General features: G+C 75.3%; 16 protein-coding genes. 1 reads left to right on the top strand and 15 read right to left on the bottom strand.

Going from position 1 to position 18,855, the window contains the following annotated elements; translation table 11 throughout:
• Positions 1-98 precede the first annotated feature (98 nt).
• The 4 genes from ACTWQH_RS23010 to fmt form a co-directional block, all read right to left on the bottom strand.
• Entirely contained in the window at positions 99-1,085 is a 987-nt protein-coding gene (locus tag ACTWQH_RS23010; protein WP_443288599.1) for a sugar-binding transcriptional regulator, read from the bottom strand.
• Positions 1,086-1,220: 135 nt separating this feature from the next.
• Positions 1,221-1,898 carry a ribulose-phosphate 3-epimerase gene (rpe, locus tag ACTWQH_RS23005; RefSeq protein WP_443288598.1) on the bottom strand — a complete coding sequence of 226 codons (678 nt, stop codon included), beginning with the start codon at positions 1,896-1,898 and terminating at the stop codon, positions 1,221-1,223.
• Between the two features lie 50 nt (positions 1,899-1,948).
• Positions 1,949-3,403 carry an RsmB/NOP family class I SAM-dependent RNA methyltransferase gene (locus ACTWQH_RS23000; RefSeq protein ID WP_443288597.1) on the bottom strand — a complete coding sequence of 485 codons (1,455 nt, stop codon included), beginning with the start codon at positions 3,401-3,403 and terminating at the stop codon, positions 1,949-1,951.
• A gap of 133 nt (positions 3,404-3,536) precedes the next feature.
• Positions 3,537-4,484 carry a methionyl-tRNA formyltransferase gene (fmt, locus tag ACTWQH_RS22995; protein WP_443288596.1) on the bottom strand — a complete coding sequence of 316 codons (948 nt, stop codon included), beginning with the start codon at positions 4,482-4,484 and terminating at the stop codon, positions 3,537-3,539.
• Between the two features lie 304 nt (positions 4,485-4,788).
• On the opposite strand from fmt, the gene ACTWQH_RS22990 reads away from it, so the two are divergent.
• Positions 4,789-5,340, top strand: coding sequence for a hypothetical protein (locus ACTWQH_RS22990; protein ID WP_443288595.1), 552 nt, complete (start codon positions 4,789-4,791; stop codon positions 5,338-5,340).
• Positions 5,341-5,674: 334 nt separating this feature from the next.
• Here the strand turns inward: ACTWQH_RS22990 and ACTWQH_RS22985 are convergent, their stop codons facing one another.
• From ACTWQH_RS22985 to ACTWQH_RS22935, 11 genes are all read right to left on the bottom strand, one after another.
• Positions 5,675-7,843, bottom strand: a complete 2,169-nt coding sequence (locus ACTWQH_RS22985; RefSeq protein ID WP_443288594.1) for a primosomal protein N' — start codon at positions 7,841-7,843, stop codon at positions 5,675-5,677.
• 143 nt (positions 7,844-7,986) lie between these two features.
• On the bottom strand, positions 7,987-9,195 hold the full coding sequence (gene metK, locus ACTWQH_RS22980) for a methionine adenosyltransferase (protein WP_443288593.1): 1,209 nt from the start codon (positions 9,193-9,195) through the stop codon (positions 7,987-7,989).
• Between the two features lie 169 nt (positions 9,196-9,364).
• A complete protein-coding gene (gene coaBC / locus ACTWQH_RS22975) occupies positions 9,365-10,585 on the bottom strand; it encodes a bifunctional phosphopantothenoylcysteine decarboxylase/phosphopantothenate--cysteine ligase CoaBC (protein ID WP_443288592.1) in 1,221 nt (406 codons plus the stop codon).
• Positions 10,586-10,615: 30 nt separating this feature from the next.
• Positions 10,616-10,888: a DNA-directed RNA polymerase subunit omega gene (gene rpoZ / locus ACTWQH_RS22970; protein WP_311704865.1), complete on the bottom strand. Its 273-nt coding sequence runs from the start codon at positions 10,886-10,888 to the stop codon at positions 10,616-10,618.
• Between the two features lie 54 nt (positions 10,889-10,942).
• Positions 10,943-11,494, bottom strand: a complete 552-nt coding sequence (gmk, locus tag ACTWQH_RS22965; RefSeq protein WP_443288591.1) for a guanylate kinase — start codon at positions 11,492-11,494, stop codon at positions 10,943-10,945.
• A 38-nt stretch (positions 11,495-11,532) separates the two neighbouring features.
• Positions 11,533-11,856: an integration host factor, actinobacterial type gene (gene mihF / locus ACTWQH_RS22960; protein ID WP_443288590.1), complete on the bottom strand. Its 324-nt coding sequence runs from the start codon at positions 11,854-11,856 to the stop codon at positions 11,533-11,535.
• 281 nt (positions 11,857-12,137) lie between these two features.
• Positions 12,138-13,001: an orotidine-5'-phosphate decarboxylase gene (gene pyrF / locus ACTWQH_RS22955; protein ID WP_443288589.1), complete on the bottom strand. Its 864-nt coding sequence runs from the start codon at positions 12,999-13,001 to the stop codon at positions 12,138-12,140.
• A complete protein-coding gene (locus ACTWQH_RS22950) occupies positions 12,998-14,143 on the bottom strand; it encodes a quinone-dependent dihydroorotate dehydrogenase (RefSeq protein ID WP_443288633.1) in 1,146 nt (381 codons plus the stop codon). The genes pyrF and ACTWQH_RS22950 overlap by 4 nt, the downstream gene beginning before the upstream one ends.
• A gap of 5 nt (positions 14,144-14,148) precedes the next feature.
• The gene (gene carB, locus ACTWQH_RS22945; protein WP_443288588.1) at positions 14,149-17,466 is read right to left on the bottom strand and encodes a carbamoyl-phosphate synthase large subunit; all 3,318 of its coding nucleotides are present in this window, start codon (positions 17,464-17,466) and stop codon (positions 14,149-14,151) included.
• On the bottom strand, positions 17,459-18,595 hold the full coding sequence (carA, locus tag ACTWQH_RS22940; protein ID WP_443288587.1) for a glutamine-hydrolyzing carbamoyl-phosphate synthase small subunit: 1,137 nt from the start codon (positions 18,593-18,595) through the stop codon (positions 17,459-17,461). Before carA ends, carB begins: the two co-directional genes overlap by 8 nt.
• On the bottom strand, positions 18,592-18,855 hold a 264-nt coding region (locus ACTWQH_RS22935; protein ID WP_443288586.1), incomplete at its 5' end, for a PH-like domain-containing protein. The genes ACTWQH_RS22935 and carA, both read right to left, overlap by 4 nt.

The following is an 18,855-nucleotide window of genomic DNA, read 5'->3' as shown; positions in this document are numbered from 1 at the left end:
CCTGCTTCTCAGGCGGTCGGTGCGGGTGGGGACCGTGTGGCTCCTACGCCATTATCGCCGATCAGGGATGTTTCGGCCCCGCCCGGCCCTCCGGGCCGCTACTCGCGGTCGGGGTCGGCCCGCTCCAGCGCCGGGCGGCGGCCCGGGTCCTGGGCGAGCAGCCGGTCGGCCGCGACCGTGTCCGTGACCAGGCTCGTCACCAGCCCGGAGCGCAGCACGGCGGCGATGGCGTCGGCCTTGCGCCGGCCCCCGGCGATCGCGACCACCTCGGGCACCCGGCGCAGCCGGTCGGCCTCGACCGTGATGCACCGCTCCCCCAGGTCCCGCCCGATCCGCCGCCCGTCGGCGTCGAAGAGGTGCGCCGACATCTCGGCGGCGACGCCGAGCGAGTCGTAGTGCTCCCGCTCCTCCTTGCCGAGCATGTCGTGGACGGCGGAGACGCCCGGCTCCCAGGAGCCGATGGAGACGGCCGCGATCGTCACCCTGTCGAAGAACTCGAACGCCGCGGCGATGCCCGGCTGGCCGCGCAGCGCCGCGGCGGTCGCGGGATCGGGCAGCAGCATGGGGGCGTAGATCGGGTGGGCCTGCCCACCGGAGACGGCGGCGGCCCGGCGTACCGCCTCGACCGAGCCGCGCTCGGCGGCCCCCGCGTCGTACACCCCCGTCAGCTGCACCACGGTGCACGGCGGCAGCTCGCGCAGCGCCGCCGCCATGTGGATGGTGGACCTCCCCCAGGCCAGCCCCAGCACGTCCCCCTCCGCGACCAGCTCGCGCAGCAACTCGGCCGCGACCTCGCCCAGATGCTCCGGGTCGGGGTTGTCCTCGATCGCGTCCGAGGGGGACTGGGCGACCACGACGTGCCGCAGGCCGTACCGGGCGCGCAGCGCGTCGGAGCGCTCGGCGTCGAGCTCGGCCGGGACCCGGATCTCGATGCGCACCAGGTCGTGTTCGACGGCGGACTCCAGCACGCGGGCGACCTTGAAGCGGCTCACCCCGAACTCGTCCGCGATCTGGATCTTCGACTTCCCCTCCAGATAGAAGCGGCGGGCCATCGCCGCCGCCTGCATCAGCTCGGCCGGTCCCATTCGTGTGGCTGACCTTCCGGCCGACACCGCACTCACCTCACAGTCCTCACGGCTCGCGTCGCGCTCATGTCGTGCGTGTTTCATCCTCGCAGATGTGCACGGGTCTTGACGGCCTTCGGTGCATGGTGCAGGCGGTCAGCCGGCGGTGGCGCGGGAGGCCGCCGCGCGCTCGGCCCGCTCGCGCAGCGCCCGCACCGCCCCGGCCGGATCCTCGGCGCCGTAGACGGCGGATCCGGCGACGAAGACGTCGGCCCCCGCCTCGGCGCAGCGCTCGATGGTGGCCGCCGAGACGCCGCCGTCGACCTGGAGCCACAGCGGCAGGCCGTGGCGGTCGATGAGCCGGCGGGTGCGGCGGATCTTGGGCAGCATGATGTCGAGGAAGGCCTGCCCGCCGAAGCCCGGCTCGACGGTCATGATGAGCACCATGTCGAACTCCGGCAGCAGGTCCTCGTAGGGCTCGACGGGGGTGGCGGGCTTGAGCGCCACGGCGGCGCGCGCGCCCTGGCGGCGGATCTCGCGGGCCAGCCGGACGGGGGCGGCGGCGGCCTCGGCGTGGAAGGTGACCGAGCCGGCCCCGGCCTCGGCGTACTGCGGCGCCCAGCGGTCGGGGTCCTCGATCATCAGGTGGCAGTCCAGCGGGGTGTCCGTGGACTTGCGCAGCGACTCGACGACGGGGAGGCCGAGCGTCAGGTTCGGCACGAAGTGGTTGTCCATGACGTCGACGTGGAGCCAGTCGGCGCCCTCGACGGCCCTGGCCTCCTCGCCCAGGCGGGCGAAGTCGGCCGAGAGGATGCTGGGGTTGATCTGTGCCATGACCCCCAGTATTCAGCACCCCGCCCGGCGCCCGGGTCGCGGGCCGGGTGTCACGCGGTGCGGCGCAGCAGCGCCAGGTACATGGCGTCGGTGCCGTGGCGGTGCGGCCAGAGCTGGACGTCGGGGCCGTCGCCGAGGCCGGGCACGCCGGGCAGCAGCGGGCGGGCGTCGATCCACTCGGCGGCCGGCTCGCCGGGGCGTTTCAGCACATCGGTGACGGCGGAGCGGGTCTCGGCCAGGTGCGGGGAGCAGGTGGCGTACGCCACCACGCCGCCGGGGCGGCAGGCGGCGAGCGCCTCGCGCAGCAGGGCGCGCTGGAGCGGGACGAGGCCGTCGAGGTCGCCGGGCTCGCGCCGCCAGCGGGCCTCCGGGCGGCGGCGCAGCGCGCCCAGGCCGGTGCAGGGCACGTCCACCAGGACCCGGTCGAAGGCGCCGGGCCGCCAGGCGGGCCGGGTGCCGTCGGCGGCGACGACCTGGTACGGGCCGGGATTGCCGGCCAGGGCGCGGGCCACGAGGCGGGCGCGGTGGGGGCGCAGCTCGGCGGCGAGCAGCGCGGCGCCGCGCTCGGCGGCCAGGGCGCCGAGCAGCGCGGCCTTGCCGCCGGGGCCGGCGCAGCCGTCGAGCCAGCGGGCGTCGGGGCCGTCCAGCGGGGCGCGGGCGAAGGCGAGGGCCACGAGCTGGCTGCCCTCGTCCTGCACGCCGGCGCGGCCCTCGCGCACCGCGGGGAGGCCGCCGGGGTCGCCGCCCTCGGTCAGCCGCACGGCGTGGGGGGAGAAGCGGCCGGGGCGGGCGCGGCCGGGGTCGCCGGCGTTGGCCGCCGCGAGCAGCTCGGGGGCGCTGCTGCGTCCGGGCCGGGCGGCGAGGGTGACCTCGGGGCGTTCGTTGTCGGCGGCGAGCAGGCGCTCGATCTCCTCCCGGCCGCCGCCGAGGGCGTCCCAGAGGGCAGAGACGATCCAGCGGGGGTGGGCGTGGACCAGGGCCAGGTGCCCCTCGGGGTTCTCGTCGTACGGCGGGGCGAGGCGTTCCAGCCAGCCGTCCAGGTCGTGGCCGGCGACCCGGCGCAGCACGGCGTTGACGAACCGCGCGCGCCCGTCGCCCACGACGAGCCGGGCGAGCTCGACGCAGGAGCTGACGGCGGCGTGGCTGGGGATGCGGGTGCCGAGGAGCTGGTGGGCCCCGATCCGCAGCACGTCGAGGACAGGCGGGTCGACGGCCTCCAGGGGGCGGTCGACGCAGGCGGCGATGACCGCGTCGTAGGTGCCCTGCCGGCGCAGGGTGCCGTAGACGAGCTCGGTGGCCAGCGCGGTGTCGCGGGCGTCGAGCTCGCCGGACTCGCGGGCCCGGCGCAGCAGCGGGGGCAGCACGAGGTTGGCGTACGCCCCGCGCTCGGCGACGGCGCGCAGGGCGTCGAAGGCGAGCGCGCGCACCGGGTCGCGGCGCGGGGGGCGCCGCTGGGGCCGCCGGGCCCGCTCTCCCGAGGGGTGGTGGCGGGGCCGTTCGCTCACGGCTGGCCTCCGTTCGCCCCGCCGCGGCAGCGGCTGTTCACACGGCCGTCCGCGCGGCGTTGTGCGCGCGTCGTCGCTGACCGCGGCCCGGCAGCCGCGCTGGGGGTACCTCCCGCGTGCGGAGGAGCGTCGCTCACCGCTGCCCGCCCGGCTCGCCCAGTCGCTCGCCCGGGGCGACGCGGACGCCGCGCGCCCAGTCCTCGGCGCGCATGGGCTTCTTGCCCTGCGGCTGCACCCAGCGCAGCGCGACGGCATGCGAGCCGGTGCCGACGTGCACGGCGTGCTTGCCCGCGGCGATCTCCCCCGGGGGCAGCCCGGTGCGCTCGGGGTCGGGGGCGAGCTCGCGCAGCTTGAGGCGTTCGCCGCGGAAGACCGTCCACGCCCCGGGCGCGGGGGTGCAGGCGCGCACCAGGCGGTCGACGCGCAGCGCGGGCGCCTCCCAGTCGACGCGGGCGTCCTCGGCGGTGATCTTCGGCGCCGTGGTGACGCCCTCGGCGGGCTGCGGGGTGGCGCGCAGCGTGCCGTCGGCGATGCCGTCCATGGTGGCGACCAGCAGCCCCGCCCCGGCCAGGGCGAGCCGGGTGAGGAGGTCGCCGCTGGTGTCGCGGGGGCGGATCTCCTCGGTGAGAACGCCGAAGACGGGGCCGGAGTCGAGCCCTTCCTCGATCTGGAAGGTGGTGGCGCCGGTGATCTCGTCGCCCGCGAGCAGGGCGTGCTGCACCGGTGCGGCGCCGCGCCAGGCGGGGAGGATCGAGAAGTGGAGGTTGACCCAGCCGAGGCGGGGGATGTCGAGGGCGCTCTTGGGCAGCAGCGCGCCGTAGGCGACGACCGGGCAGCAGTCGGGGGCGATCGCGCGCAGCCGGGCCTGGAAGCCGGGGTCGCGGGGCCTGTCGGGTCGCAGGATCTCCACGCCCGCCTCGCGGGCGCGCTCGGCCACCGGACTTGCGGCCAGCCGCCTGCCCCGGCCCGCGGGGGCGTCGGGGCGGGTGACGACGGCGGCGACCTCGTGGCGGTCCGATGCGAGCAGCGCGTCCAGGGCGGGGACGGCCACCTCCGGGGTTCCTGCGAAGACGAGCCTCATCGTGGGTCGGTCACCTGATTCGTTCGAAGCGTTTCTGATGCTGTGTGATGCTGCGTGAGGAGGGCCCGGCGCCCGCGCGCGGCGCGCGAGCGGGGGGGTGCCGAGTCTACGGTCCGCCGGTGCCCCGCGCTTCGGGGGCGTACGGCTCGCGCCGCGCTCCGTCTCGGCGTACGCCGCGCCCCACGCCCGTGACTCCGGCGGCTGGTGGCGCGTTGGTCAAGTCAGATTGACCACGACGGGCCCTCATCTCGCTTCCTCCCCGGCCCGTTTTTCCTTCCCTGACGCCGGTTCGAGAGGCTTGTTCATGGCCGACCACGCCACCCCTGATGCTCAGGCACGGGCCAGTCTGCATCTGCTCGTGCGGGACATCGAACGGGTCCGCCGCCAGGTGGACGCACTGCGCACGCTCTCCGCGCAACTGGGAAACGTCTACCGCCCCCGGCGCACGGGGCACGCGGCCGGCTTCGTCGTCTACGGCCGCGCCCCGGCGCCGACCGTGCGGCTCGCCCAGGAGCTGCGCGACAGCGTCGAGGCGCTGGTGACCGCCGCCGTCGACTTCGACCGCTCGCTGGGCTTCTCCTGGGACGCGGTGGGGTCGGCGCTGGGCGTCACCAAGCAGGCGGTGCACCGGCGGTACGGGGCACGCCGGGCGGCGGCGCAGTCCGGCGGCGCGGCGGCCGGGCGGGAGACGCCCGGTCAGGCGCGCACGGAGCCGGCGGCCGCCGGCCCGGCCGCGCGCCCCCTGCCCGCGGCGCAGAACGTGCCGCCGGCCCGTGGCGGCGTGCCGTCCAGAGCCGCCCAGACGGTCCCGGGCGAGGCGAGGACGGGCGCCCTGCCGGCGCCGCGCAGCGGCTGACCGGCCGCGGCCGCGTACGCGGCGGCGTACGCCGCATGAGGCGGCGTCGGCCCCGGCCGTCCGTCGGCCGGGGGCCGAGCACACCGCCCCGGCCGACGGGCGGGCAGCCGCCGTGGACCCGGCGCGCGGGGCCCCGGCGCGCGCCTGACCCACACCCCACGGCGACATCGGAGGCCGCGCCGGTCCGGGCGCCCCTATACCGGCCGGGGACGGACGAGTGGGGCGCCGGCGCCCGGTGGGGCCGGGGCCGGGGCAACGGCCCTGCCGCTCGCCTCGCGGCCGTTGCCCCCTTCCGGCATCGCCGCGGGGAGCCCGGGGGCGCCGTCCGCCCCCGTCACCCGATGTCGGGCGGATCGATGCGCACCCACGCGGCGCGGCCCTCCCGCCGGGCGAGCCGGGCGGCCTGCGCGTTCTTCAGTGCGGCGGCGAGCGCCGCGCCACTGCCGGGGGGAACGCGGACCAGGGCGCGCTGCCACTGCTCGCCCGGCGGCGGGTGGCCGGTGCGGCGGGGGCTGCCGGCCGGGGCGACGGGCATCGGGACGGGGCCGAGCACATCGGCTTCGGCCGGGAGGCGGGCGGCTCGCAGGAGCTGGTCGGCCGTCTCCCCCGGGCCGCTGACGGCCGCCATCCGGGAGACGGGCGGGAAGCCCAGGAAGGCGCGCTCGGCCAGTTCGCGGCGGGCGTGCCCGGCCGGGTCCCAGCGCAGCAGGGACTGCACGGGCGTCAGCGTGGGCTCGGCCGCCAGCACCACCACCGTGCCGCCCTCGGCGTGGGGCCGGACCAGGGCGGCGGCGTTCAGCCAGCGACGCAGCGCCTCCTCACCGGCCCGCAGATCCCGGCGGCCCAGCAGCGCCCAGCCGTCGAGCAGCAGCGCGGCGGCGTACCCGGGGCCGTCGGCCACCGGCTCGGCGCCCGGGGTGGCCACGACGAGCGACGGGCGGTCCGGCACGGTGGCCAGGACGTGGTCGCGCCCGGAGGTGCGCACGGGGACGGCCGGGAAGGCGCGGCCGAGCTCCTCGGCGGTTCGCCGGGCACCCACGACGACGGCGCGCGGCCGGTTGCCGCCGCACTCGCCGCAGCGCCAGTCGGGCTCGGTGGTGCCGCACCAGCCGCAGTGCGGCGCCTCGCCCCCGCTCTCCAGGGCCAGCGGCCCGTGGCAGCGGGCGCAGCGGGCCGGGGCGCGGCAGCGCTGGCACGACAGCCGGGGCAGGTACCCGCGCCGGGGGACCTGGACCAGCACCGGGCCGTGCGCCAGGGCGTCGCGGGCGGTGCGCCAGGCCAGGCTCGGCAGCCGGGCCGCGCGGGCCTCGGGGTCGCGGGAGTCCTCGGCGTCGCCGACGGTGCGCACCAGGGGCGCGGCGGCGCGCACCGTGTCCCGGTCGGCGGCCAGCGGCCGGGCCCAGCCGGTCTCGACGAGCTGCGCGGCCTCGGCGGTGACGGTGTGGCCGCCGAGCAGCAGCGCCGCCCGCTCCTGGGCGGCCCGCAGCAGCAGCACCTCGCGGGCGTGCGGCTGGGGGGCGTGGTCGTCGCTGTGCGAGGAGTCGGCGTCGTCCCACAGGGCGGCCAGGCCCAGGTCCCGCACGGGGGCGAACATGGCGGCGCGGGTGCCGACGACGCCGCGCACCGCGCCGCGGCTGACCGCGAGCCAGCGGCGGTAGCGCTCCTCGGGCCCGGCCTCGGCGGTGAGCAGCACGTGGTGCCCGTCGCCGGTCAGCGCGCGCAGCGCCGCGTCGACGCGAGCGGCGGCGCGGCCGTCGGGCAGCACGGCCAGGGCGCCGCGCCCGGCGGCGAGCGCGGTGGCCAGGGCGCGGGCGAGCTCGTCGGGCCAGGCGGGGCCGGGCAGGGCCGACCACACCGCGCGGGGGGCCTCGCCGCCGTGGAGCGCGGCGAGGAAGGCGGGGCCCCGCGGGTAGCGGGCCCAGCCGCCCGGCTCGGGCGCGGCGGGCGGCGCGGGTGCCGGGGCGGAGGGCTCCTGCTCGACGCGCGCCATCCGGGGCGGCACGGCGAGCTGCACGACGTCGGCCAGCGCGCCGGCGTACCGGTCGGCGACGGCGCGGCACAGCGCCAGCAGCCCGGGGCCGAGCACCGGCTCGGTGGAGAGCACCTGCGCGAGGGGGGCGAGCGTGCCGGGGAAGTCGCTGTCGGCGCGGCGCTCGACGATGAAGCCGTTGATCAGCCCACCGCCCTCGCGGCGGCCCTCCCGCTCCCCCGCGCCGAACCGGACGCGCACCCGGACGCCGGGGCGCGCCTGGTCGTCCATGGCGGCGGGGACGGCGTAGTCGAAGAACCGGTCGAGGTGGACCAGGCCCTTGTCGACGAGGACGCGGGCCACGGGCAGCCGGTCGGCCAGGGCCGCGCCGCGCCACGTGCGCGGCCGGGCCCTGGCGGGCTTGCCGGCCTTTCCGCCCTCGCCAGCCCTTCCGCCCTTGCCCGCAGGCGCGCTCTCCCGGATGAGCGCGAGCTGCTCACTCCCCCGGGCCTGGCGCTCCTGCTCACCGCTCACACGGCCAGTACACCAGACGCCTCGGACAAGCCCGGCCCTCCACGCCCCGGCCCGTCACCGACGCGGCGCACACGTCGGCCCGAGGCGGGCCGGGCCCGCCCCGGGCCAGGGCGTGGAGGGCCGGGCGAGCCGCCCGGCGAGGGCTACGCGCCGGCCGCGCCGCGCAGCGCGTCGACGCGGTCGGTGCGCTCCCAGGTGAAGTCCGGCAGCTCGCGGCCAAAGTGCCCGTACGCCGCGGTCTGGGCGTAGATCGGCCGCAGCAGGTCCAGGTCGCGGATGATGGCCGCCGGGCGCAGGTCGAAGACCTCGCCGATGGCGCGGACGATCCGCTCGGGCGCCACCGTCTCGGTCCCGAAGGTCTCCACGAACAGCCCGACCGGCTCGGCCTTGCCGATGGCGTACGCCACCTGGACCTCGCAGCGGGCGGCCAGCCGCGCGGCCACCACGTTCTTCGCCACCCAGCGCATGGCGTAGGCGGCGGACCGGTCCACCTTCGAGGGGTCCTTGCCGGAGAACGCGCCGCCGCCGTGGCGGGCCATGCCGCCGTAGGTGTCGATGATGATCTTCCGCCCGGTCAGGCCGGCGTCGCCCATCGGGCCGCCGATCTCGAAGCGGCCGGTGGGGTTGACCAGCAGCCGGTACCCCTCGGTGTCGAGCTTGATGCCCGCGTCGACCAACGCCGCCAGCTCCGGCTCGACGACGAACTCGCGGATGTCCGGCGCCAGCAGCGAGTCCAGGTCGATGTCGGAGGCGTGCTGGCTGGAGACCACGACCGTGTCGAGCCGCACCGCCTTGTCGCCCTCGTACTCCACCGTGACCTGCGTCTTGCCGTCCGGCCGCAGGTAGGGGATCGTGCCGTTCTTGCGCGTCTCCGACAGGCGGGACGCCAGCCGGTGGGCCAGCTGGATCGGCAGCGGCATCAGCTCCGGCGTCTCCTCGCAGGCGTAGCCGAACATCAGGCCCTGGTCGCCCGCGCCCTGGCGGTCCAGCTCGTCCGTCACGCCCTGGACCCGCGCCTCCCAGGCGGAGTCCACGCCCTGCGCGATGTCCGGGGACTGCGCGCCGATGGAGACCGACACGCCGCAGGACGCGCCGTCGAAGCCCTTCTTGGACGAGTCGTACCCGATGTCGATGACCTTGTTGCGCACCAGGGTGGCGATCGGCGCGTACGCGCTGGTGGTGACCTCGCCCGCCACGTGCACCAGGCCCGTGGTGATCAGCGTCTCGACGGCCACGCGCGAGGCCGGGTCCTCCTTCAGGAGGGCATCAAGCACCGTGTCGCTGATCTGATCGGCGATCTTGTCGGGATGACCCTCGGTCACCGACTCCGAGGTGAAAAGACGGCGGGACACATCGCTCCCTGGGGTCGCAGCGGCTGCTGACTGATCTGGCGACCGCCCGGCTCGTCCGTGGTGGCGGGTCGTCCGTCGGCGATCCGGGCCATTCTATCGGTCGCCCCCGACGCTGGGGAGGGGTGATCATTGTGCGAGACGGGACGAGACGGGAAGTGAAAGGCCCGCCTCAGTTGCGGCCGGCAGCCTCACGTCGCCGCACCACCGCGTCCCAGATGCGGTCCGCCAGCGCCTCCTTGGGGCCGCGGGGCACGGGCGTCTCGCCGCCGCCGGCCTCGAGGATGACCGCCTCGTTCTCCTCCGTGCCGAACGCCCGGCCCTCGCCGACCTGGTTCACGACGAGCAGGTCGCACCCCTTGCGGGCCAGCTTCACGCGGCCCTGGGCGAGCACGTCGTGGGTCTCGGCGGCGAAGCCGACGACCACCTGGCCCACGGGGCGCGCGGCCGACAGCTCGGCGAGGATGTCGGGGTTGCGCACCAGGGCGATGGGGTCGGGGTCCTGCCCGTCGCGCTTCTTGATCTTGATGTCGGAGCGGGCGGCGGGCCGGAAGTCGGCGACGGCGGCGGCCATCACCACGGCGTCGGCCTCGGCGCTCGCCTTGGTCATCGCCTGGCGCATGTCCTCGGCCGTCACGACCCGGACGACCTCGGCTCCGGCCGGGTCGGGCAGGGCGGCGTTGGCGGCGACCAGCGTGACGCGGGCGCCGCGGGCGAGGGCGGTGCGGGCGAGGGCGTAACCCTGCTTGCCCGAGGAGTGGTTGCCGAGGAACCGCACCGGGTCCAGCGGCTCGCGGGTGCCGCCCGCGCTGATCACCACGTGCCGCCCGGCCAGGTCGAGGGGGAGGCCCGCGGTGCCGCGCGCCAGGACGCGGCGGCAGACCTCGAAGAGGGCGTCGGGCTCGGGCAGCCGCCCCGCGCCGGAGTCGGCGCCGGTCAGCCGCCCCACGGCGGGGTCGACGACGAGGGCGCCGCGGCGGCGCAGCGTCGCGACGTTCTCCCGGGTGGCCGGGTGCTCCCACATCTCGGTGTGCATGGCGGGCGCGAAGACAACCGGGCACCGGACGGTGAGCAGCGTGTTGGTGAGCAGGTCGTCGGCCCGGCCGGTGGCCGCCCTGGCCAGCAGGTCGGCGGTGGCGGGGGCGATCACAAGCAGGTCGGCGCGGCGGCCGAGCCGGACGTGCGGCACCTCGTGAGCGCGTTCCCAGACCTCGGTGGCGACGGGGTTGCCGGACAGCGCCGACCAGGTCGGCTCCCCGACGAAACGCAGCGCCGAGTCGGTCGGTATGACGTGGACCTCGTGGCCCGACTCGGTCAGCCGGCGCAGCAGCTCGCACGCCTTGTAGGCGGCGATGCCGCCGCCCACTCCCAGGACGACCCTGGGCTTGTCCATCGCTCGACCCCTTCCGCGCCGCGCGAAGGACTACTCCGTGGGGCCCTCGACGGCCTCGGAGGTGAGCAGGCCGGCGTTGATCTCGCGCAGCGCGATGGACAGCGGCTTCTCGTGGACGTGGGTGTCCACCAGCGGGCCGACGTACTCCAGCAGGCCCTCGCCGAGCTGCGAGTAGTACGCGTTGATCTGGCGGGCCCGCTTGGCCGCGTAGATCACCAGGCTGTACTTGGAGTCGGTGGCCTCAAGCAGCTCGTCGATCGGCGGGTTGATGATGCCCTCGGGCGTGGTGATGGAGGAGGACACGCTCTGCCTTCCGCTGGGTGCTCAGGGGGCCGCACTCGTCACGTGAGTCCCCGTTCAGTTCACCAAGGCTAGCAGCTCGGCCGCGACGTCCTCGACGGAGGTGTTGACCAGGGTGACATCGAACTCGGACTCGGCCGCGAGCTCGTCACGGGCCACGGCCAGTCGCCGCTCGATCACCTCGGGCGGCTCGGTGCCCCGGCCCGTCAGCCGGCGTACGAGCTCCTCCCAGCTCGGCGGCGCGAGGAAGACCAGCCGCGCCTCGGGCATGGACTTGCGCACCAGGCGGGCGCCCTGGAGGTCGATCTCCAGGATCACGGGCTCCCCCGCCCGCAGCCGTGTCTGAACGGCCCGGCGGGGGGTCCCGTAGCGATGGCCGGCGAACTCGGCCCACTCCAGCAGCTCACCGTTGGCGATGAGCTTGTCGAACTCCTCGTCGTCCACGAAGTAGTACTGCACGCCGTGCCGCTCCCCCGGACGTGGGCTGCGGGTGGTGGCTGAGACGGACAGCCACACCTCCGGGTGCGCCTTGCGCAGGTGGGCGACGACCGTGCTCTTGCCGACCCCGGACGGGCCGGAGAGCACGGTCAACCGTGGACGATCGTTCATGCGGCGATTATCCCGGTTCCCGCTCGCACGGGAAAATCTCAGGAGGGGGCCTTGCCGAACTCGCGCTCCAGCGCCGCGATCTGGTTGGTGCCCAGCCCGCGGACCCGGCGGCTCTCGGAAATTCCGAGTCGCTCCATGATCTGGCGGGCGCGGACCTTGCCGACGCCAGGCATCGACTCCAGCAGTGCGCTGACCTTCATCTTGCCGATGACATCGTTCTCCTGGCCCTGCTTGATGACCTCGTGCAGGGAGGCGCCGGAGTGCTTGAGCCGATTCTTGACCTCGGCGCGCTCCCGGCGAGCCGCGGCGGCCTTCTCAAGCGCGGCTGCGCGCTGTTCAGGGGTAAGGGGCGGAAGAGCCACGCCTACGTCACCTCGGGTGTCGAACTGTCGGATACGGAATCGGTGAGGAACCTACTGGCACCGCACCAGTGGAGCAACGAGCAACGCGCCCGGGGCTCCGCTCTCGACGGAGACTAGCGGCCGTCACGCCCTCAAGTCAGCGAGAATCGACAAAAAGTCCTGGTCAGCTGTGAACTCGCTCGGACCTTTCGGGCAAATCACCACCACCGCATCGTCTTCGGCAGCGACACGGATACGGAGGGTGACCGTGTTTCGGGCGGGAAAGGCGGTGCGCGGAACGCCTACGAGCCGGCGGCGGCCAGCACACGGGCGATTCTCCCGCTCTCGCGTCCGGCGGCGGCGCGAAGGGCGGCAACCGACGGGCCGTGGCGGAGGATGTCGCGGCTGAAGCTCGGCAGCACGTTGCCGAGGGCGGCGCCGAAGACACGGGGCAGGTCCTCGGCGGTGGCGCCCTGGGCGCCCATGCCGGGGGCGAGCAGCGGGCCGTTGATCGCGAGCGCGCCCCTCAGGGCGGCGGCGTCCTCCTCGCCCAGCGTCGCGCCCACGACGGCGCCCGCGGAGCCCAGCGGCGCGGCGCCGGCGTTCTCCTCGGCGAGGCGCTCCAGCATCCGGCGGGCGACGGGCGTGCCGCCGGGCGCGGCCGCCGTCTGCACCTCGGCTCCCTCGGGGTTGGAGGTGCGGGCCAGCACGAAGACGCCGCTGCCGCCGGCCCGCGCGAGGTCGAGGGCGGGGCGCAGCGCGCCGAAGCCGAGGTAGGGGCTCACGGTCACCGCGTCGGAGAACAGCGGCGAGCCCTTGTCGAGGTACGCCTCGGCGTACGCCGCCATGGTGGAGCCGATGTCGCCGCGCTTGGCGTCCATCAGCACCAGGGCGCCGGCGGAGCGGGCGTCGGCGACGGTCCGTTCCAGGGCGGCGACGCCGCGCGAGCCGAAACGCTCGAAGAAGGCGGACTGCGGCTTGAGCACGGCGATCCGGTCGGCGAACGCCTCGACGACGGTGCCCGCGAAGCGCTCCAGGCCGCCGACGTCGTCGCCCAGGCCCCAGGCGGCGAGGAGGGAGGGGTGGGGGTCGATGCCGACGCACAGCGGGCCGAGGCGGTCCACGGCGCGCCGCAGCCGGGCGCCGAAGGGCTCCTGGGGGGTCATGAGGCTTCCTTTCCGCTGGTGTTTCCGCTGGTGCTTCCGCCGGTGTTTCCGTCTGCGTGCTCCGCGCGCGTACCGGCGCCGACCGCGTCGGCGAGGGTGGCGTACGGGCTGGCCGCCAGGCGTTCGGCGAGCCCGCGGTGGATGGCGCGCGGCCAGGCGGCCCCGGCGTAGACGAAGCCGCTGTAGCCCTGGACCAGGGTGGCGCCGGCGAGGATGCGCTGCCAGGCGTCCTCGGCGGTCTCGACGCCGCCGACGCCGATGAGTGTGACGCGGTCGCCGACGCGGGCGTACAGGCGCCGCAGCACCTGAAGGGCGCGCTCGGCGAGGGGCGCGCCGGACAGGCCGCCGGCGCCCAGGGCGCTGACGGCCTCGGGTGGGGTGGCGAGGCCCTCGCGGGCGATGGTGGTGTTGGTGGCGATGACGCCGTCCAGGCCCAGCTCCACCGCGAGGTCGGCGACGGCGTCGACGTCCTCGTCGGCCAGGTCGGGCGCGATCTTCACCAGCAGCGGCACCGGCCCGGCGGCGTCGCGGACGGCGGTGAGCAGGGGCCGCAGGCGGCCGGTGGCCTGGAGGTCGCGCAGCCCGGGGGTGTTGGGCGAGGAGACGTTGACGACGAGGTAGTCGGCGTGCCGGGCGAGCCGCCGGGTGGAGGCGACGTAGTCGGCGATGGCCTCCGAATCGGGGACGGCCTTCGTCTTGCCGATGTTGACGCCGACGAGGACGCCGGGCGGCCGGCGCGCCAGGCGGGGCGCGACGGCCGCGGCGCCGTCGTTGTTGAAGCCCATGCGGTTGAGCAGCGCGCGGTCCCGGGTGAGGCGGAAGAGGCGGGGCCGCGGGTTGCCGGGCTGCGGGTGGGCGGTGACGGTGCCGACCTCCACGTGGTCGAAGCCGAGCATGGCCAGGCCCGCGATGCCGGTGGCGTTCTTGTCGAAGCCCGCGGCGAGCCCGAAGGGGCCCGGCATCTCCAGCCCCAGCGCGCGGACGCGGAGGTCCGGGTGGGCCGGGGCGAGCCGCGCCCGGACCGCGGCGCGCAGCCCCGGGACGCGGGCCACGCCCCGGATCAGCCCGAAGGCGAGCCGGTGGGCGCGCTCGGGGTCGATCCGCCGCAGCACGAGGGCGAAGAGCAGGCGGTACGCCGGCATGCCGCTCACCGCTCCCGCGCGGCGGTCAGGTGGCGGGCGTGGTCCTGCAGGGAGCGCACGCTGACCTCGCCCCGGCCCAGGGCGTGGATGCCCTGCACGGCGGCGGCCAGCGCCTGGACGGTGGTCAGGCACGGCACGCCGCGCGCCACGGCGGCGGTGCGGATGTCGTAGCCGTCGAGGCGGCCGGTGGTGCCGTAGGGCGTGTTGACGATGAGGTCGACCTGGCCGTCGTGGATGAGCTGCACGATGGTGGGCTCGCCGTTCGGGCCCTCGCCCTCGCCGTGCTTGCGCACCACGGTGGCGTGGATGCCGTTGCGCAGCAGCACCTCGGCGGTGCCGGAGGTGGCCAGCAGCTCGAAGCCCGCGTCGGCCAGGGCCCGCGCGGGCAGGATCATGGCGCGCTTGTCGCGGTTGGCGACCGAGACGAACGCCCGGCCCTTGGTCGGCAGCGCGCCGTACGCCGCCGCCTGGGACTTGGCGTACGCCGTGCCGAAGACGGCGTCGATGCCCATCACCTCGCCGGTGGAGCGCATCTCCGGGCCCAGCACCGTGTCGACGCCGCGGCCGTGCACGTCCCGGAAGCGGGAGAACGGCATGACGGCCTCCTTGACGGAGATCGGCGCGTCGAGCGGAAGGGTGCCGCCGTCGCCGCGCTCGGGCAGCAGGCCCTCGGCGCGGAGCTGGGCGATGGTGGCGCCCAGCGAGATGCGGGCGGCGGCCTTGGCCAGCGGCACGGCGGTGGCCTTGGAGGTGAAGGGGACGGTGCGGGAGGCGCGCGGGTTGGCCTCCAGGACGTAGAGGATGTCGCCGGCCAGCGCGAACTGGATGTTGATCAGGCCGCGCACGCCGACGCCCCGGGCGATGGCCTCGGTGGAGGCGCGCAGCCGCTTGATGTCGTGGCCGCCGAGGGTGGTGGGCGGCAGGGCGCAGGCGGAGTCGCCGGAGTGGATGCCGGCCTCCTCGATGTGCTCCATGACGCCGCCGAGGTAGAGCTCCTCGCCGTCGAAGAGGGCGTCGATGTCGATCTCGATGGCGTCGTCGAGGAAGCGGTCGATCAGCACGGGGTGCTCGCTGATCAGCCCGGCGTGGCGGGTGAGGTACTCGCCGAGGGTCGGCTCGTCGTAGACGATCCGCATGCCCCGGCCGCCCAGCACGTAGGAGGGGCGGACCATGACCGGGTAGCCGATGCCGGCGGCGATGGCCCTGGCCTCGTCGAAGGAGAACGCCGTGCCGTACTTCGGGGCCGGCAGCCCGGCCTCGGCGAGGACGCGGCCGAAGGCGCCCCGGTCCTCGGCGAGGTGGATCGCCTCGGGCTGGGTGCCGACGACGGGCACGCCGTTGTCCTTCAGCGCCTGCGCCAGGCCCAGCGGGGTCTGGCCGCCGAGCTGGACGATCACCCCGGCCACCGGCCCCGCCTGTGTCTCGGCGTGCACGACCTCCAGCACGTCCTCCAGCGTCAGCGCCTCGAAGTAGAGCCGGTCGGAGGTGTCGTAGTCGGTGGAGACGGTCTCGGGGTTGCAGTTGACCATGACCGTCTCGTAGCCGGCCTCGGAGAGGGCGAAGGAGGCGTGGACGCAGGAGTAGTCGAACTCGATGCCCTGGCCGATGCGGTTGGGCCCGGAGCCGAGGATGATCACGGCGGGCCGCTCGCGCGGGGTGACCTCGGTCTCCTCGTCGTAGGAGGAGTACAGGTAGGGGGTGCGGGCGGCGAACTCCGCCGCGCAGGTGTCGACGGTCTTGAAGACCGGGCGTACGCCGAGGGCGTGCCGCACCTCGCGGACGACGTCCTCCTTGAGGCCGCGGATCGCGGCGATCTGGGCGTCGGAGAAGCCGTGCCGCTTGGCGGTGGCCAGCAGCTCGGGCCCGAGCCGGTCGGCGGCGGCCAGCTCCTCCGCGATCTCGTTGATCAGGCAGAGCTGGTCGGCGAACCACAGGTCGATGCCGGTGGCGTCCGTGACCTCCTGCGCGGTCGCCCCGGCGCGGATGGCGCGCATCACCGTGCCGAGCCTGCCGTCGGTGGGGGTGGCGGCCGCCCGAAGCAGCGCCGGCTTCTCCTCGGGGTCGGGGGCGCCGGTGAAGTCGAAGGGCGCGTCGGGCTTCTCGACCGAGCGCAACGCCTTGTTCAGGGCCTCGGTGAAGTTCCGGCCGATCGCCATCGCCTCGCCGACGGACTTCATGGTGGTGGTGAGCGCCGGGTCGGCGGCCGGGAACTTCTCGAACGCGAAGCGCGGCACCTTCACGACGACGTAGTCGAGCGTCGGCTCGAAGGAGGCGGGGGTCTCACCGGTGATGTCGTTGGGGATCTCGTCCAGGGTGTAGCCGATGGCGAGCTTGGCGGCGATCTTGGCGATCGGGAACCCGGTGGCCTTGGAGGCGAGGGCGGAGGAGCGGGAGACGCGCGGGTTCATCTCGATGACGACGACCCGCCCGTCGTCGGGGTTGACGGCGAACTGGATGTTGCAGCCGCCGGTGTCGACGCCGACCTCGCGGATGACGGCGATGCCGATGTCGCGGAGGATCTGGTACTCGCGATCGGTGAGGGTCATGGAGGGGGCGACGGTGATCGAGTCGCCGGTGTGGACGCCCATCGGGTCGAGGTTCTCGATGGAGCAGACGACGACCACGTTGTCGTTGCGATCGCGCATCAGCTCCAGCTCGAACTCCTTCCAGCCGAGGATGGACTCCTCCAGCAGCACCTCGCCGACGGGCGAGAGCGCCAGGCCCTGACCGGCGATGCGGGTGAGCTCCGCCTCGTCGTGGGCGAAGCCCGAGCCGGCGCCGCCCATGGTGAAGGAGGGGCGCACGACCACGGGGTAGCCGCCGAGGGCGTCGACGCCGGCGAGCACCTCGTCCATGGTGTGGCAGATCACCGAGCGGGCGGACTCGCCGTGCCCGGTGGCGGCGCGCACGGCCTCGACGACGGCCTTGAACCGCTCGCGGTCCTCGCCCTTCTGGATGGCGGCCACGCTGGCGCCGATGAGCTCCACGCCGTGGGCGGCGAGGGTGCCGTCCTCATGCAGCGCGACCGCCGTGTTGAGCGCGGTCTGGCCGCCGAGGGTGGGCAGCAGCGCGTCGGGCCGCTCCTTGGCGATGATCTTGGTGACGAACTCGGGGGTGATCGGCTCCACGTAGGTGGCGTCGGCGATCTCGGGGTCGGTCATGATCGTCGCGGGGTTGGAGTTGACGAGGATGACCCGCAGCCCCTCGGACTTCAGCACGCGGCACGCCTGCGTGCCGGAGTAGTCGAACTCCGCCGCCTGCCCGATGACGATGGGGCCGGAGCCGATGACCAGGACTGACGTGATATCGGTGCGCTTAGGCACGCTCGCCCTCCATCAGGGAGACGAAGCGGTCGAAGAGATAGGCCGCGTCGTGCGGGCCCGCCGCCGCTTCGGGGTGGTACTGGACGCTGAAGGCCGGCCGGTCGAGGAGCCTGAGGCCCTCGACGACGTTGTCGTTGAGGCAGACGTGGGAGACCGCCACCCGGCCGAAGGGGGTGTCGGAGGCCGCGTCGAGGGGTGCGTCGACGGCGAAGCCGTGGTTGTGGGCGGTGACCTCCACCTTTCCGGTGGTGAGGTCCTTCACCGGCTGGTTGATGCCCCGGTGGCCGTACTTCAGCTTGAAGGTGCCGAAGCCGAGGGCCCGGCCGAGGATCTGGTTGCCGAAGCAGATGCCGAACAGCGGGGTGCCCCGGTCGAGAACGCCGCGCGTGACGGCGACGGGGTGGTCGGCGGCGGCGGGGTCGCCCGGGCCGTTGGAGAGGAACACGCCGTCCGGGCCCGTGGCGTAGATCTGTTCCAGGGTGGCGGTGGCGGGCAGCACGTGGACCTCGATGCCGCGCTCGGCCATGCGGCGCGGGGTCATGCCCTTGATGCCGAGATCGATGGCGGCGACGGTGAAGCGCCGCTCGCCGTCGGCGGGGATGACGTAGGGCTCGGTGGTGGCGACCTCCGGGGCGAGGTGGGCGCCGGTCATGGGCGGCGCGGCCAGCACCCTGGCCAGCAGCGACGCCTCGTCGCCCGGGCGGGCCAGCGCCTCGCCGGAGAAGATGCCGGCCCGCATGGCGCCGCGTTCCCGGAGGTGGCGGGTGAGGGCGCGCGTGTCGACGCCGCTGATGCCGACGACGCCCTGGGCGGCCAGCTCCTCGTCGAGGGAACGCCGCGACCGCCAGTTGGACGGCGTGCGGGCCGGGTCGCGGACCACGTATCCGGCGACCCAGATGCGGCGGGACTCGGGGTCCTCGTCGTTGACGCCGGTGTTGCCGATGTGGGGGGCGGTCATGACGACCACCTGGCGGTGGTAGGACGGGTCGGTGAGGGTCTCCTGGTAGCCGGTCATGCCGGTGGCGAAGACCGCCTCGCCGAAGGTCTCCCCCGCCGCGCCGTAGGCCCGGCCGCGGAAGGTGCGGCCGTCCTCCAGCACGAGCAGGGCGGGTGCGGTGGTGGTGGTCATCGGGCACCTTCTTCCTGTGCGCGGACTGCCTGAGCGGGGACCTCCCGTGGGCGGACCTCCCGTGCGCGGGCGGGGGCGGGGGGGTCGACGGCCCCGGCCCAGGCGGGGTGTTCGGCGGCGCGGTCGGAGCGGAAGCCGGAGTCCGGCAGCCGCTCGCCGTGCGCCCACGTGATCACCAGCAGCCCGCCCTCGGTGAGGACCCTGCCGGCGATGCCCTTCTCCGGCCGGGCGCCGGGCGGGCGCTCGGCCGGGATGAGGAA

The sequence above is a fragment of the Streptomyces sp. 6N223 genome, from assembly GCF_052246635.1.
Classification (GTDB): domain Bacteria; phylum Actinomycetota; class Actinomycetes; order Streptomycetales; family Streptomycetaceae; genus Streptomyces.
This window is presented reverse-complemented; position numbering and strand designations above follow the sequence as displayed.